Below are 13,213 nucleotides of genomic sequence, written 5' to 3' on the forward strand. Positions count from 1 at the left end.
TGACCACTGACAACTGACACACAGTGCAAAAAAAGGTTTGGCTCACCACCAAACCTCTCTATAAATCCAGTGCATAACAACATCCCGAAATAATGTACCTGTTATTTTGAGGCGATCGCATCTTCCTATAGGATGTAGCTAAGGGTCAAAAAACCTGATTTTAGCCAAAACTAGTATTAATAATTACATTTAAGGCAATTTAATCCGTTTTTTCCATTGATTGCCAAAAAAAAGACGGGTTTTACCCCGTCGAAGTAGCTTGAAAGTGGCAATACACCTTGGACTCTGGAAAATAGGAAAAATAAAATTTAATAGATTGAAAGGAATATCAATGATGTGAACAACAAGAACGTTGATCTATGCCGTACTTGGACTGTTAATCATTTCTATCCTCACAATTCCCATCAAGTTATCATAGGCAATTTTGCATCAGTTGCCAAAATGCCAAAACTGACAAAATGAATCAATTCAAAGTACCCTACGGGAAGCAAGCTACAAAATTCAAAATAAAAAAATGCTGTTTCTGAGTATTTTAAAACAACATTCAAAAATAGTAGTACTATTTATTACATTTAAAGCTTGAGGATTTACCGTTACTACACCTGTAATCAATCAAGCCAATAACTAATACTGCTAGAGAAAATCCAACATGGGTATCTTGAATAAATTTTGTCAGGGTCAAATTTTTACTTGGTCGTTACTCAATATCTTTTTGCTTGCTGCTTGTTCTTCTCCTCAGGGGGAAACTCCTACAAACTCTACACCCGTAACAAACTCTAGTGCAGGGGAAACCTTACGTCTACTCTATTGGCAAGCACCAACTATACTCAATCCTCACCTAGCACAAGGATCTAAAGACTTTGAAGCCAGTCGTATCGTCTATGAACCCCTGGCCAGCCATGATAAAGACGGTAAATTAGTGCTGTTTTTAGCCGCAGAGGAACCTACTCTAGAAAATGGTGGTATTGCCAAAGATGGCAAATCAGTTACCTGGAAACTCAAGCAAGGAATCAAATGGTCTGATGGTCAACCTTTTACGGCTGCGGATGTGGTATTTACTTACAAATTTCTCTCCAATCCGGCTGTCGGTGCTACCACCTCGGCTAATTACGAAGTCGTGAAAAGCGTCGAAGCCATCGACGATTACACCGTCAAAGTTAATTTCCAGAGTCCTAACCCAGCTTGGTCACTACCTTTCGTGGGCTTAAATGGAATGATTATCCCCCGTCACATTTTCGAGAAATTTAATGGTAGTAACGCCAGGGAAGCCCCAGGGAATTTAATTCCTGTAGGTACAGGCCCTTATAAAGTCGGAGAATTTAAACCCGGTGACACCATTATCTATGAGGCTAATTCTGTATTCCGTGAAGCCAATAAACCTTTCTTTAAGCGAGTAGAACTCAAGGGAGGTGGTGATGCGACATCAGCCGCTAGAGCAGTACTGCAAACTGGAGATGTAGACTACGCTTGGAACTTGCAAGTAGAAGCCCCAATCCTCAAGCAACTAGAAGCAGCCGGTAAAGGGAGATTAGATATTAGTTTTGGTTCTTTTTTAGAACGGATTACTATCAATCATACCGATCCGAATAAACAAACAAAAGACGGCGAACGTTCCAGCACTGAATTTCCTCATCCTTTTTTCCAAGATATCAAAGTGCGTCAAGCGTTTAACTATGCAATTGATCGGGACACAATTAATCAGCAATTATACGGATCAAGTGGTCGTCCTGCTGCCAATATCCTATTAGCACCAGAGATTTATAACTCACCTAATACTAAATATGAATTTAGCCCCAAAAAAGCTATTGATTTATTAGATGAAGCTGGATGGAAAGATACAAATGGTAATGGCATTCGAGATAAAAACGGTATAGAGATGAATGTTTTACTTCAGACATCTGTAAATCCAGTAAGACAAAAAACTCAGGAAATTATTAAACAAGGATTAACCTCTATTGGTGTCGGGGTGGAACTAAAAAGTATTGATGGTAGTATCTTCTTTTCTGGAGATCCATCGAACCCAGATACCTTAGGAAGGTTTCAAGCTGATTTACAAATGTTTAGTACAGGTAGTACGAATGTAGACCCTGGTGCTTATATGAAAGGCTTTACTTGTAGCGAGATTTCCCAGAAAAAGAATAACTGGTCAAAATCCAATTATTCACGTTACTGTAATCCTGAATATGACAAGCTCTGGCAACAGTCCAACACAGAATTAAATCCTGAAAAACGTCGGCAGCTATTTATTCAGATGAATGATTTGCTATTCAAAGATATTGCCCTAATTCCCTTGATTGCCCGTGCTGATGTCAATGGCGTGAGCAATAGACTAGTCGGTGTAGATTTAACTCCTTGGGATACCGATACGTGGAATATTAAAGATTGGCGACAAGTCCAGCCTCTTGGTAACAGGTAATTGGAATATTCTCATTACTTATTACATCAATCTCAAGCTAGAAATTCAATTTTTTAATTTATAGCTTGAGTATAATTTAATCTCTGCAAAATCCTACTTATATAAAACCATAGGTGTTATTTACCTATTGACGTAAGTGAGGCTAACAATCATGTCAAATCAAATTTTTGTATCAGATTTACTCATGGATTTATCCGCAGAGGAACAGCAATTTCTTGCTGGGGGTCAAGACCGTAGAGATGAAGAATTCCAAAGAGATAGAGGTGATAGAGGTGATAGAAGAAATAGATACTTCTGTCGCTACTGCTATGATTGTCGCCGTGACTAAACTTGTTAGTTATAGCTGTGTTGACTGTTGACAGATTTTAAATCCTTTGATTGTCAGGATTTTATCTTAGCTTGATGTCTTGATCTATCTGGCTACAGCTATAACACCAAATTCTATAATCCTGTCGGCAAGTGGATGATAGTAGAAGGGTATGGAATTATCCTTCTACTATCGTATTTATTGCATTCTTTTTTTTAAATTACAATAACTTAATTTCAGAAGTCCGAGAAATTCTTCCTCAAATATTTTTAGGCAGTTTGACTGTGAATTTACTACCTTTACCTACTTCAGAAACCAAGCTAATCATACCTTCGTGGGCTTCAACAATACGACTGGACAAATGCAGACCTAAACCACTACCTGAACGTTTATTCCTTCCCTGTCGAAAGCGCTCAAAAATGGTTACTTGGTCTTCGGGAGCAATACCATAACCAGTATCTTCAATTTCAATTGTTAACCAATGATTATTGGGTTCAAAAAAGCGAATTTCAATGCCGCCAGTATCTGTAAACTTGATGGCATTTGCTACTAAGTTGTACAACACGCGGCGTAGTTCGAGGGTATCGCCCATGACTATACCTGCTTTTTCTCCTAAGTTATCTATCTGACTGCTATCTATTTTTAAGGCGATACCTTTTTCATTAGTTAGAGTTGTGAGTTCGCTAACCACTTCTTGAGCGATTTCTTTTAAGTTACAGCTTTCATAATTTAATGTTTTCTTACCGGCTTCAAAGCGATAAACTTCTAGTAAGGTATTAACCATCTGCATCAAATTTTGATTGCTGCGAATCATGACAGCGATCGCCTGTTTCATTTCTGGCGAAATTTTGCAAAAAGCTTCTTGTTGAAACAAGTCCAACATCCGATCGGCTGCTACTAGCGGTGTGCGTAAATCGTGGGTCAGGCGTGACACAAAGTCTTCCCTTTGGCGTGCCATTTTCTTTTGTTCGTCCAGACTGTGCTTGAGGTGTAGGAGCGATCGCACTCTAGCCAATAGTTCATCTGTATCAAATGGTTTGCGAATGAAATCATCCGCGCCTACGTCCAAACCTTCCACAACACTCGATTCGTGAAAAGCTGTAATCAACAATATTGGTATATAACTGAGGGCTGGGTTATTGCGAATGCGTCGCGTCACTTCATAACCATCCATCCCCGGCATCATTACATCTAATAAGATTAAATCTGGTGGAGACTGTTCTACTTTTTGCAAAGCTGAAATGCCATCACTGGCTAAATCAATTTCATAGCCTTCACTTTCTAAAATTGTTTGCACTAAAATCAGATTATCTCTAGTGTCGTCAACAGCCAAAATTCGATCAATTTGATGATTTTCCACAACAGACATGATAATAAATTTGTTTTATATATATAAATTTATAACTTAAGATTATGATATTTTCTGGCGGTTGGGTTGGATTTAGCCGTAGGGTGGTGTACTTTGTGATCTGGCTGCATCATTTCTTTCGCATCTTGCACAGATGATGAAGATAGAGATGAATTTGATAATGGCAATTGTCTTGGCAATGTAATGGTAAAAATTGAACCTACTCCCAATTGACTTTCTAGGAAAATTTTACCACTCATCATTTGCACTAATGAGTCGATAATTGCCAATCCCAAACCTGTCCCTGGATACTTGCGAGTAATGCTTTGATCAACTTGTCGAAAAGCCTCAAAAATATATTTAAAATCTTTAGCTGCTATACCAATACCTGTATCTTTTACTTTAATTTCCACCCAACTTCCTGGTAAGTCTTTTACGTCGATCCAAATACTACCAGAGTCTGTGAACTTAATGGCATTAGATAATAAATTTATTAAAATTTGTTTAATTCGTACTGGATCATTTACTAGCAAAGAATTTTGTAAGTCAATCTGCACTAGCAAAGACAACTTTTTTGCCTCAGCTAGAGAACGCATTTCCATAACTACGGCGTTAATGACTTTAGTTAAATCAAATAATTCTGGCTTCAGTTCTAATCTTCCTTCTTCCAATTTGGAGAAGTCTAAAACTTCGTTTAATAGCATCAGTAAATGTTTGCCGTTATTCAAAATACGTTCTACCATGTCGGCTTGCTGACCTGTGAGATTACCGAATTTAGGGCGTGATAGTATCTGAGCAAAACCGATAATCGCGTTCATTGGTGTCCTTAATTCATGGGACATGGTAGCGAGAAATTGAGATTTCAGCCGCGATGCTTCGAGCAATTTTAAGTTTTGAATTTGGATTTGTTGCCGTTGTCGTTCTAATTCTTGATTTTTTCGCACCAGTTGCTCATGACTTTCTCTCAGTTGTTGGTAGGCAATAGTAGTCTGCATTTCCGCACGATAAAGCCGTATCGCATTGCGTAAAACTTGAGCTAAAGTTTCTGATGAGACTCTAAATTTAGATAGGTAATCTGTTGCACCAGCTTTCATTAACTCCACAGCAATTTGTTCATCACCTTGAGAAGTCAAAACTACTAAAGGAATTTTGATATTTAAGCCACGAATTGTTTCGATTAAGTTCAAACCGTCTTGGTCGGGTAAACGATAGTCGATAAAGGCACAATCAAAAGACCTATGTCTTAAGATAGAGAGTGCCGTACTTCCATCACTTACCTCTGACATTTCCATGCGTACCCCAGCTTTAACCAAGGCACGGCGGACTGCCATACGGTCTACTTCATCATCGTCTACAACCAAAATCTTGAGCGTTTCTTCCATCGGTTTTTATATTTGCTGCCAAATACAGGTTGATTTCAAACATTTCTCGGTTCAACTTGTTCAACTAAAAATTAGAGCCTCTTGAATATAGTCTTGGTTAATTCTTATATTTGATTTGAGCAAGGCTGATTCTCAATATCAAAGATAAAAATTAGTGTTTCTCATTTTGTTTAGATCAATTTAATAGGGCATAATTCATGTTACTGAAAAATACGATAGTCTCGGCTCACAAAATCTGTTGTTACACAGACTAAGGCATTTCACAGAATACCCAATATTTATTGAGTGCTGCTATTATTTCTACAAAATTGGAGAATGTGACGGGCTTGAGGATATAACCAGCAACGTTTAAGTTGTAAGCTTCCACACGGTCTTTATCTTGGTTTGATGTCGTCATCACAACTACAGGCGTTAGTCGTAGTTGGGGATCGGATCTTAATTCCTGCAAGAATTCAATACCACCCATTCTAGGCATATTCAAGTCTAGCAAAATTAGGCGACGTTCATGGGGGAAAGTTGGCGTTTGGGCATGATCGCCACGCAAAATCTTTAAAGCCTCTAAGCCATTATTTGCTAAATAAATAGGATTAGTAATATTAACTTTTTTGAATGCTCGTTTGACATTCATGACATCAACTTCATCATCCTCCACTAATAGTATGTTAATCACTCTTTCCTGCATTTTTTGTATTTAAACTATGCTTTTTATGGGAGGCTAGCTAATTCGTGAATAGTTATTCATGAATTAGTAATGAGTACTATAAAAATGCTGAGTGCTTGTGCAGACTAAGCTTTTACTAAGTAAAATACAATACTTGAGTGAAGCTTCAACCCAATTGTAAAAGAGCGACTGAACGCACGTCCTCACCCATTAGTGAGAGTTGGAGAAAATCATTGTGTACCATAAGCTTGAGCTATTTTACTCAAGAGAACGTTTAGGCCAAGTAAAACGAAATGTACTACCAGGCCCGGAGACAGGCTGCAAATTTATGGAACCCCCTTCCGTTTCGACAATTTTTTTGACGATCGCCAAGCCAATTCCCGTATTTTCTTTGCGATCGCGCGGTTCGAGAGTTTGGAAAATTACAAAAACCTTGTCGTGATATTCTACAGGTATGCCAGGGCCATCATCTTCTACACTAAATTCGTAGTATTTGCCCAAATCTCGCACCGAAATTTTTACCCTACCATCAACCCGTGTGTGGTGTTCAATTGCATTTTCGATTAAGTTAGCGAACACCTGTTGTAAGGGAACTCTCTTTGTGACTAAAGTAGGCATTTCTGTCTGGATTTGAATATGAAAACTTGCCGGTGGTTGCAACGAGTCGATTACTTCCCTGAGTAATGAGTCCACATTGACCTGTGTTAATTCTGTGTGGACGCGGCCAATACGCGAATATTCCAGTAGACCATTAATTAAGGCTTCCATGCGCCGCACCCGACCCCGCAACAATTGCATTTGATGTTGATTTTCTTCGGGAAGCTGGTCGGCGAGGTCTTCTTCTAACCATTCTGATAAACTAGCGATCGCCCGTAAAGGCGCTTTTAAATCATGGGATGCAACATAAGCAAACTGGTCTAATTCTTGATTGCGTTGTTGCAACAACGTGGTAGTTTTCGCCAGGATAGTGTTTAAGCGTGTCAGTTGTTTAGTTCGTTGTTGGAGTGTAATTTCTACTTGCTTACGTGGGTTAATATCAACGCAGGAACCTACATAACCAGCGAAACTACCATCTGAATTAAATCTGGGTGTACCTGTATCAAAAATCCAGCGATATTGACCATCAAAACGTTTGAGGCGATACTCCATCATGAAAACTTCTCGATGGTCGAAAGCTGTAGTATATGTGTGAATACAACGTTCTCGGTCTTCTGGATGTACCCCTTCTACCCAACCATTACCTAATTCTTCTGCCATTGTGCGTCCTGTGAAGTCTAGCCAGCCTTGATTAAAAAAATTGCAGAGTTTGTCTAGTCCTGACATCCAAATCATCACAGGCGCGCTATTCGCCATAATTGCGAATCTTCCTTCACTCTCGCGCAATGCTTCTTCTATCTGGTGACGTTCACTAATATCCACTACTGTGCCGATATAGCCGACTATCCGCCCATCTTCATCAATTTCTACTACTGCTTCTGACAGTACCCAAGTAATTTTGCCTTGAGGATCTTGTAAGCGCAACTCAGTTTTATCTGACTTCTGCTTTGACAAAATTAACTGGGCTTGCGTTTCTACAAGTTTCAAATCATCTGGATGAATAGCTACTTGCCAACCTCGACCCAATGATTGTTTTTTAGAAAGACCAGACATTTCACACCAACGCTCGTTGACATAAAGACAATTACCCAATAAGTCTGCACGCAATATGCCAACGGGGGCTATTCTTGCTATATTTTCAGAGTGGCGATCGCTCTCTGGAGTTGTTTGATTGCTTGTAGTTATCATACAAACATCCTTCATAAAAATTCGACAAGACAATATCCCCAACTTCTTCAAGAAGTCGGGGATCTGAGTAATCAGACTTTGTGTTTATATTCCTGATACAAATTATCCACCTATTAATATTTACTACCTTACTTTCATAAAGTTGACAATACTTCGTCATAAGATGAAATTAAATTTAAAACATTACTACCCAGAAATGATTTTACCTTTGCCAAAACCAATATATTGTCACAGTATTCTATATTTTCTTGTAAAATAGCGATATATCTATAGCCAGATTTTTATCTCTATCTAGACCCAAAAAAAATAGATTTATTATTTCTATCGGTGGATGCAGGCGCATCAAGATATCATCTATCTTTGGTTTGGGAAAATAATAGAAGTGACTGAAAAAATAGCTTAGTTTGCAAGAAGCAATTAGACAAAGAGTGAGTGTAACGATGAGTGAAATCAGCATTATTTTAATTGAAGATCATGACCTAACCAGAATGGGGCTAAGAGCTGCGTTACAGGCCAACACTGGCATCAAAGTAATTGGTGAAGCGGCTAACGCCACTCAAGGGCTGAAACTTTTGGAAACGGCGAAGCCGGATGTAGCGGTGGTAGATATTGGCTTGCCGGACATGGATGGTATTGAACTCACTCGCAAGTTTAGGCGTTATCAAGCTGAGAGTGGGCAAACCCACACCAAGATTCTCATCCTGACAATGGATCATACCGAAGATGCGGTACTGGCGGCTTTTGCGGCTGGGGCAGATTCTTACTACATGAAAGAAACCAGCATTAGTAGGCTAACAGAAGCAATTCAAGCTACTTTTGGTGGTAACTCATGGATTGATCCAGCGATCGCTAATGTAGTATTACAGAAGATGCGCCAAGGCATCCCCGGAGAGAGCCAATCATCTGATAAGCCCAAAACCGTCAAAATTGAGGCTCTGCCTTCTGAATACGAACAAGTATTAGAAACCTACCCCCTTACACAACGGGAATTAGAAATTCTAGAGTTGATTGTTGCTGGCTGTAGCAACGGTCAAATTGCGGAGAAACTTTATATTACTGTTGGTACGGTTAAAACCCACGTCCGCAACATCCTAAATAAACTCTGCGCTGATGACCGTACCCAAGCGGCTGTACGTGCTTTGCGTTCTGGGTTAGTAGCTTAAACATGAAACCATAACGCACCTACCAAAATTTAACACCCATACCCTAACCTTGGTTTCTCCGGCAATCAAGGTTTTAGCTTTTTGCGCTAATTTCCTTAACGGTTATTACGGAATGGTTGCGAGTTGCTGAATAATTACCTTATAGCCCATCCACAGGTGTTAGAAGAGCTGCCATCATGCCAAACTCCTGAGCGATAGGGTCTGCCAAGATAAGTAGTTGGTTCTGATGGTGAGAAATTTCTGAAGTGGGTGATTAGAGTGTCAAGCCTAAAAACGATCGCATACTCCCGCGTGATTCACTTAAGTCATATAATTGACCCAGATATTCCCCAATGGCCTGGCGACCCTCCCATTGAATTTACCACTGTTGCCCAACTCCCAGATGATGGCTATTATCTACGGGGCTTCTCAATCGGGGAACACAGCGCCACTCATATCAATGCTCCTAATAGTTTTTATCAAGCAGGTATAGGAATTGACCAATACCCGGCTCAGTCGTTGATTGTGTCTGCGGTAGTTATAGATATCCAAGCAGCCGCAGCCGTCAACGCTGATTATAGACTCACAATTGATGATATCTTCACCTGGGAAGCAGAACACGGTGAAATTCCTATTGGTAACGTAGTGTTATTACATACTGGTTGGCAGAATAAATGGTCTGATAAACACGCTTTTCTCAACCAAGATGCTGAAGGAATCATGCACTTTCCGGGTTTTGGTAGCGATGCAACCCAGTTTCTCTTGGATGAACGGCAAATTACAGGCGTAGGAATTGATACTCATGGTGTAGACCCTGGACAAGATGCCAGTTTTGCTACCAACCGCTTAGTATTGGCGCAACAAGGTATTGTGTTAGAAAATTTGACAAATTTGCATCAACTACCAGCAAAAGGTAGTAATCTGGCGATCGCAATCCTCAGATTACGCGGTGGCTCAGGTTCGCCAGTGGGAGTTTTGGCATTAGTGCCTTGATAGGGGTGTGGGGGTGTGAGGGTGTAGGGGTGTGGGGGTGTGGGGGTGTAAGGGAAAAATATTTTCATGTTTGGTTGTGTAATTTGCCTGTGATTGGTTGTCTTGATGTTTCCCGTCCATTCCGCAAACTAGACGATAACCTAGAAGTCAAGCCAAACTTATTTAAAACTTATTTAACGCGATGTGCGACTTATTTTTGAAACCCCTCTCCAAACCTCTCCCCGTTGGCGTTAGCCTGCCGTTAGGCAAGCAGAGAGAGGCTTTGAATCTTGCTCCCCTTCCCTTATAGGGAAGGGTTTGGGGGTTAGGTTTGAGAGAAAGTTGCACACGGCGTTATTTAACTGCTTAAGGGTGTAAGAGCTTTACCCCTACACCCCTACACCCCTACACCCCTATACCCCTATCCCCCAAATGAAAACTCCCCTAAACTGCCAAAATTACATCAATGGTCAATGGTTAAACGCCGCCACAGAAACCACCCTCAACAGTCACAACCCTGCGGATAAGAGCGAAATCGTTGCTACTTTCCCCCGTTCCCAGGCTGACGATGTAGATAGAGCCGTAGCCGCCGCCCGTCAAGCCTACGGCAGTTGGCGCAAAGTCCCAGCCCCAGCCAGAGCCGAATATATCTTTCGTGTCGGTGAATTATTACTCCAGCATAAAGAAGAACTAGCCCAGTTAATTAGTCGGGAAATGGGTAAACCCTTAACTGAAGCCAGGGGCGATGTGCAGGAAGGTGTTGACTGTGCTTTTTATAGCGCTGGTGAAGGACGGCGGTTGTTTGGGCAAACCACACCATCCGAAATGCCCAACAAATTCGCCATGACTATGCGAATGCCCATTGGAGTCTGTGCTTTAATTACTCCCTGGAACTTCCCCGTAGCCATTCCTTGCTGGAAAGCCATGCCAGCTTTGGTTTGTGGCAATACGGTGATTCTCAAACCTGCGGAAGACACCCCCGCCTGTGCGACTAAATTAATTGAGATTTTCGCCGCCGCAGGTTTACCACCGGGCGTAATTAACTTGGTGCATGGAGTTGGAGAGGAAGTAGGGAAAGCTTTAGTCGAACATCCAAATATTGATTTAGTTTCATTTACTGGTTCTTCCGCCACTGGTGCCTATGTTGGTGAGACTTGTGGACGTACCCACAAGCGCGTCTGTTTGGAAATGGGCGGGAAAAATGCTCAAGTGGTGATGGAAGATGCAGATTTAGAGCTTGCCCTTGATGGGGCATTGTGGGGAGCCTTCGGCACAACCGGACAACGTTGTACAGCTACCAGCCGCTTAATTTTACATCGTGACATCAAAGAAAAATTTACAACCATGCTGCGTGAACGTACCAGCCAATTACGCTTGGGTGCGGGTACTGAGCCTGAGACAGATATCGGGCCGATAATTAATAACCGACAGTTGCAACGGGTACATGAATATATGAATATTGCCCGTGAGGAAGGAGCTAAAATTTTAATCGGTGGCGAAATTGCCACCGAGGGACAATTACAACAGGGTTACTTTTTTCAACCCACGATTTTAGATAATGTCACCCCACAGATGCGCGTTGCCCGTGAAGAGATATTCGGGCCTGTAGTGGCATTGATTGAGGTTAGCACCTTTGAGGAGGCGATCGCTATCCTTAACGATACCAAATATGGTCTTTCCTCCTCAGTCTACACTCGTGACATCAATCGCGCCTTTGTTGCCATGCGCGACATCGAAGCCGGTATCACCTACATCAACGGCCCCACCATTGGCGCAGAAGTACACTTACCTTTTGGTGGTGTCAAACAAACCGGTAACGGACACCGGGAAGCCGGCACCACCGCTTTAGATGTGTTTACAGAATGGAAAAGCGTTTATGTAGATTTTTCCGGCAGTTTACAACGCGCGCAAATTGATAACAGGAGTTAGGGGACTGGAGGAAGAATTAAACTAAGAACGTCTGATAAAGCGTCCAATCGCGGATGCACACCGTAACTCAATTTTTTTCGTCAAGTATGACCGTCTTGGATAAAGTTGAATTGGTGATTGTGTATGTTGCCAATAGGCTTTATCAGTCAAGCTTGGAGGAACGCCACCCAAAGCTTTTAAAAGCAATTTTTTGCGCCACGGCTTGATTGCTGCCCCTGATGCGTGGGACATCAGATAAGTACTAGCATTGCCAAAATCCATACCCAATCGGCTAACAGTACTCAGGGGTTCATGAGACAATGTTACTGCTAAATTCAAAACACATTGATCAGTTAAAAAATAAGGATATTGCTCCGAATAAAGATGAAAATTATGGAGGTCAAAATATCCCGCAGATTCAAAAGTTTCTAGTAAATTTTTCCACAATACTAGTATGTCTTTTTGATTCTGTTTTACTCCAATGAAACCTGCATTGTAATATCTATCTAGTTCCCGAAGAGAAGGATAACCGTGACGCTCTGCCAGTTCCTTCCAAGCGATGCGATTAGGATCATTGGCAGGCATATAATCATAGGCATCTTCACATAAAGCAATGCCTCGACCAACCCACTCTTCGTAAAAAGCCCAGCGTCTTTTGTTGACAATATCAGGGTCAAAATAAAATATTGCTTCAATTTCTGGGCAGTAATTTTCCCAGAGTTGCAGCATAAAATCTGGTTTATAGTTTGTAAAACACTTGTAAGTATCTAACTTAATAAAGCGAATTACACAATCCGGAGAAACAGTAAATTCCTGATAGTTTTCAGCGTTTTTAACAGATTCAGTCCAAGGTGGTAAATTACCCCGATATCCTGCCCAAATTACACCACGAAAACCGTGGTTATAGAGAGAATTTACCAGGTTTCCCACACCGTAGTGGTAATCACCTTCAAATAAAGTACAAATAGCTGTGAGCATGATGGGTTTAAAGGTATATGAACTTTATGATGAAGGAAAATATTCTCAGTATGTGATCTTGATGTGCTAGTCACACACTTTCTTAGTCAGATTTTAGATATAAGAGATAATGCTTTTAAAATACTCGGTAGACTGCGATAACAAAAGTTTCAAGCTGGTTGATGTCCGTTAAAGATAACTTAGCAATTATTCGTTAAGTTGCCATTTTGGCAGATTTCTAAATAACAATTTTATCCGTATTTATTATTTACAATGTAGTTAATTCATTTAGTAAGAATATACACACAGATAACGGATAATTTAAACACCCGTGC

General features: G+C 40.7%; 10 protein-coding genes. 5 read left to right on the forward strand and 5 right to left on the reverse strand.

Features of this window, described 5'->3' with window-relative positions:
- The first annotated feature begins 649 nt into the window (after nucleotides 1–649).
- Both ACN222_RS18825 and ACN222_RS18830 read left to right on the forward strand, forming a co-directional pair.
- Nucleotides 650–2,416: a peptide ABC transporter substrate-binding protein gene (locus ACN222_RS18825; RefSeq protein WP_010997903.1), complete on the forward strand. Its 1,767-nt coding sequence runs from the start codon at nucleotides 650–652 to the stop codon at nucleotides 2,414–2,416.
- 151 nt (nucleotides 2,417–2,567) lie between these two features.
- A complete protein-coding gene (locus ACN222_RS18830) occupies nucleotides 2,568–2,744 on the forward strand; it encodes a hypothetical protein (protein ID WP_158303719.1) in 177 nt (58 codons plus the stop codon).
- Nucleotides 2,745–2,982: 238 nt separating this feature from the next.
- On the opposite strand, the gene ACN222_RS18835 is transcribed toward ACN222_RS18830, so the two are convergent.
- The 4 genes from ACN222_RS18835 to ACN222_RS18850 form a co-directional block, all read right to left on the reverse strand.
- Nucleotides 2,983–4,092, reverse strand: coding sequence for a hybrid sensor histidine kinase/response regulator (locus ACN222_RS18835; RefSeq protein WP_419756868.1), 1,110 nt, complete (start codon nucleotides 4,090–4,092; stop codon nucleotides 2,983–2,985).
- Nucleotides 4,093–4,121: 29 nt separating this feature from the next.
- Nucleotides 4,122–5,453 carry a hybrid sensor histidine kinase/response regulator gene (locus tag ACN222_RS18840; protein WP_010997906.1) on the reverse strand — a complete coding sequence of 444 codons (1,332 nt, stop codon included), beginning with the start codon at nucleotides 5,451–5,453 and terminating at the stop codon, nucleotides 4,122–4,124.
- A 250-nt stretch (nucleotides 5,454–5,703) separates the two neighbouring features.
- Nucleotides 5,704–6,135 (reverse strand): response regulator, encoded by a 432-nt coding sequence (locus ACN222_RS18845; RefSeq protein WP_010997907.1) that lies wholly within the window; start codon nucleotides 6,133–6,135, stop codon nucleotides 5,704–5,706.
- A 237-nt stretch (nucleotides 6,136–6,372) separates the two neighbouring features.
- A complete protein-coding gene (locus tag ACN222_RS18850) occupies nucleotides 6,373–7,899 on the reverse strand; it encodes a PAS domain-containing sensor histidine kinase (protein WP_044521924.1) in 1,527 nt (508 codons plus the stop codon).
- Between the two features lie 440 nt (nucleotides 7,900–8,339).
- Between ACN222_RS18850 and ACN222_RS18855 the strand changes: the two genes are divergently transcribed.
- The 3 genes from ACN222_RS18855 to ACN222_RS18865 all read left to right on the forward strand — a co-directional run bounded on the left by ACN222_RS18855 (nucleotide 8,340) and on the right by ACN222_RS18865 (nucleotide 11,942).
- A complete protein-coding gene (locus tag ACN222_RS18855; RefSeq protein WP_010997909.1) occupies nucleotides 8,340–9,062 on the forward strand; it encodes a response regulator transcription factor in 723 nt (240 codons plus the stop codon).
- Nucleotides 9,063–9,320: 258 nt separating this feature from the next.
- Entirely contained in the window at nucleotides 9,321–10,034 is a 714-nt protein-coding gene (locus tag ACN222_RS18860) for a cyclase family protein (RefSeq protein ID WP_044521926.1), read from the forward strand.
- Nucleotides 10,035–10,445: 411 nt separating this feature from the next.
- On the forward strand, nucleotides 10,446–11,942 hold the full coding sequence (locus ACN222_RS18865; protein WP_010997912.1) for an aldehyde dehydrogenase family protein: 1,497 nt from the start codon (nucleotides 10,446–10,448) through the stop codon (nucleotides 11,940–11,942).
- Between the two features lie 21 nt (nucleotides 11,943–11,963).
- Here ACN222_RS18865 and ACN222_RS18870 read toward each other — a convergent pair whose 3' ends face one another.
- Nucleotides 11,964–12,899 carry a hypothetical protein gene (locus ACN222_RS18870; protein WP_010997913.1) on the reverse strand — a complete coding sequence of 312 codons (936 nt, stop codon included), beginning with the start codon at nucleotides 12,897–12,899 and terminating at the stop codon, nucleotides 11,964–11,966.
- Nucleotides 12,900–13,213 lie beyond the last annotated feature (314 nt).

Source organism: Anabaena sp. FACHB-595 (assembly GCF_048568275.1).
Lineage (GTDB): Bacteria > Cyanobacteriota > Cyanobacteriia > Cyanobacteriales > Nostocaceae > Trichormus.

Bases quoted from the DNA above. Each gene is read 5' to 3' on its own strand.
- ACN222_RS18840 (WP_010997906.1), bottom strand. From the start codon at position 5,453: ATGGAAGAAACGCTCAAGATTTTGGTTGTAGACGATGATGAAGTAGAC.
- ACN222_RS18865 (WP_010997912.1), top strand. From the start codon at position 10,446: ATGAAAACTCCCCTAAACTGCCAAAATTACATCAATGGTCAATGGTTA.
- ACN222_RS18870 (WP_010997913.1), bottom strand. From the start codon at position 12,899: ATGCTCACAGCTATTTGTACTTTATTTGAAGGTGATTACCACTACGGT.
- ACN222_RS18835 (WP_419756868.1), bottom strand. From the start codon at position 4,092: ATGTCTGTTGTGGAAAATCATCAAATTGATCGAATTTTGGCTGTTGAC.
- ACN222_RS18845 (WP_010997907.1), bottom strand. From the start codon at position 6,135: ATGCAGGAAAGAGTGATTAACATACTATTAGTGGAGGATGATGAAGTT.
- ACN222_RS18855 (WP_010997909.1), top strand. From the start codon at position 8,340: ATGAGTGAAATCAGCATTATTTTAATTGAAGATCATGACCTAACCAGA.
- ACN222_RS18830 (WP_158303719.1), top strand. From the start codon at position 2,568: ATGTCAAATCAAATTTTTGTATCAGATTTACTCATGGATTTATCCGCA.
- ACN222_RS18825 (WP_010997903.1), top strand. From the start codon at position 650: ATGGGTATCTTGAATAAATTTTGTCAGGGTCAAATTTTTACTTGGTCG.
- ACN222_RS18850 (WP_044521924.1), bottom strand. From the start codon at position 7,899: ATGATAACTACAAGCAATCAAACAACTCCAGAGAGCGATCGCCACTCT.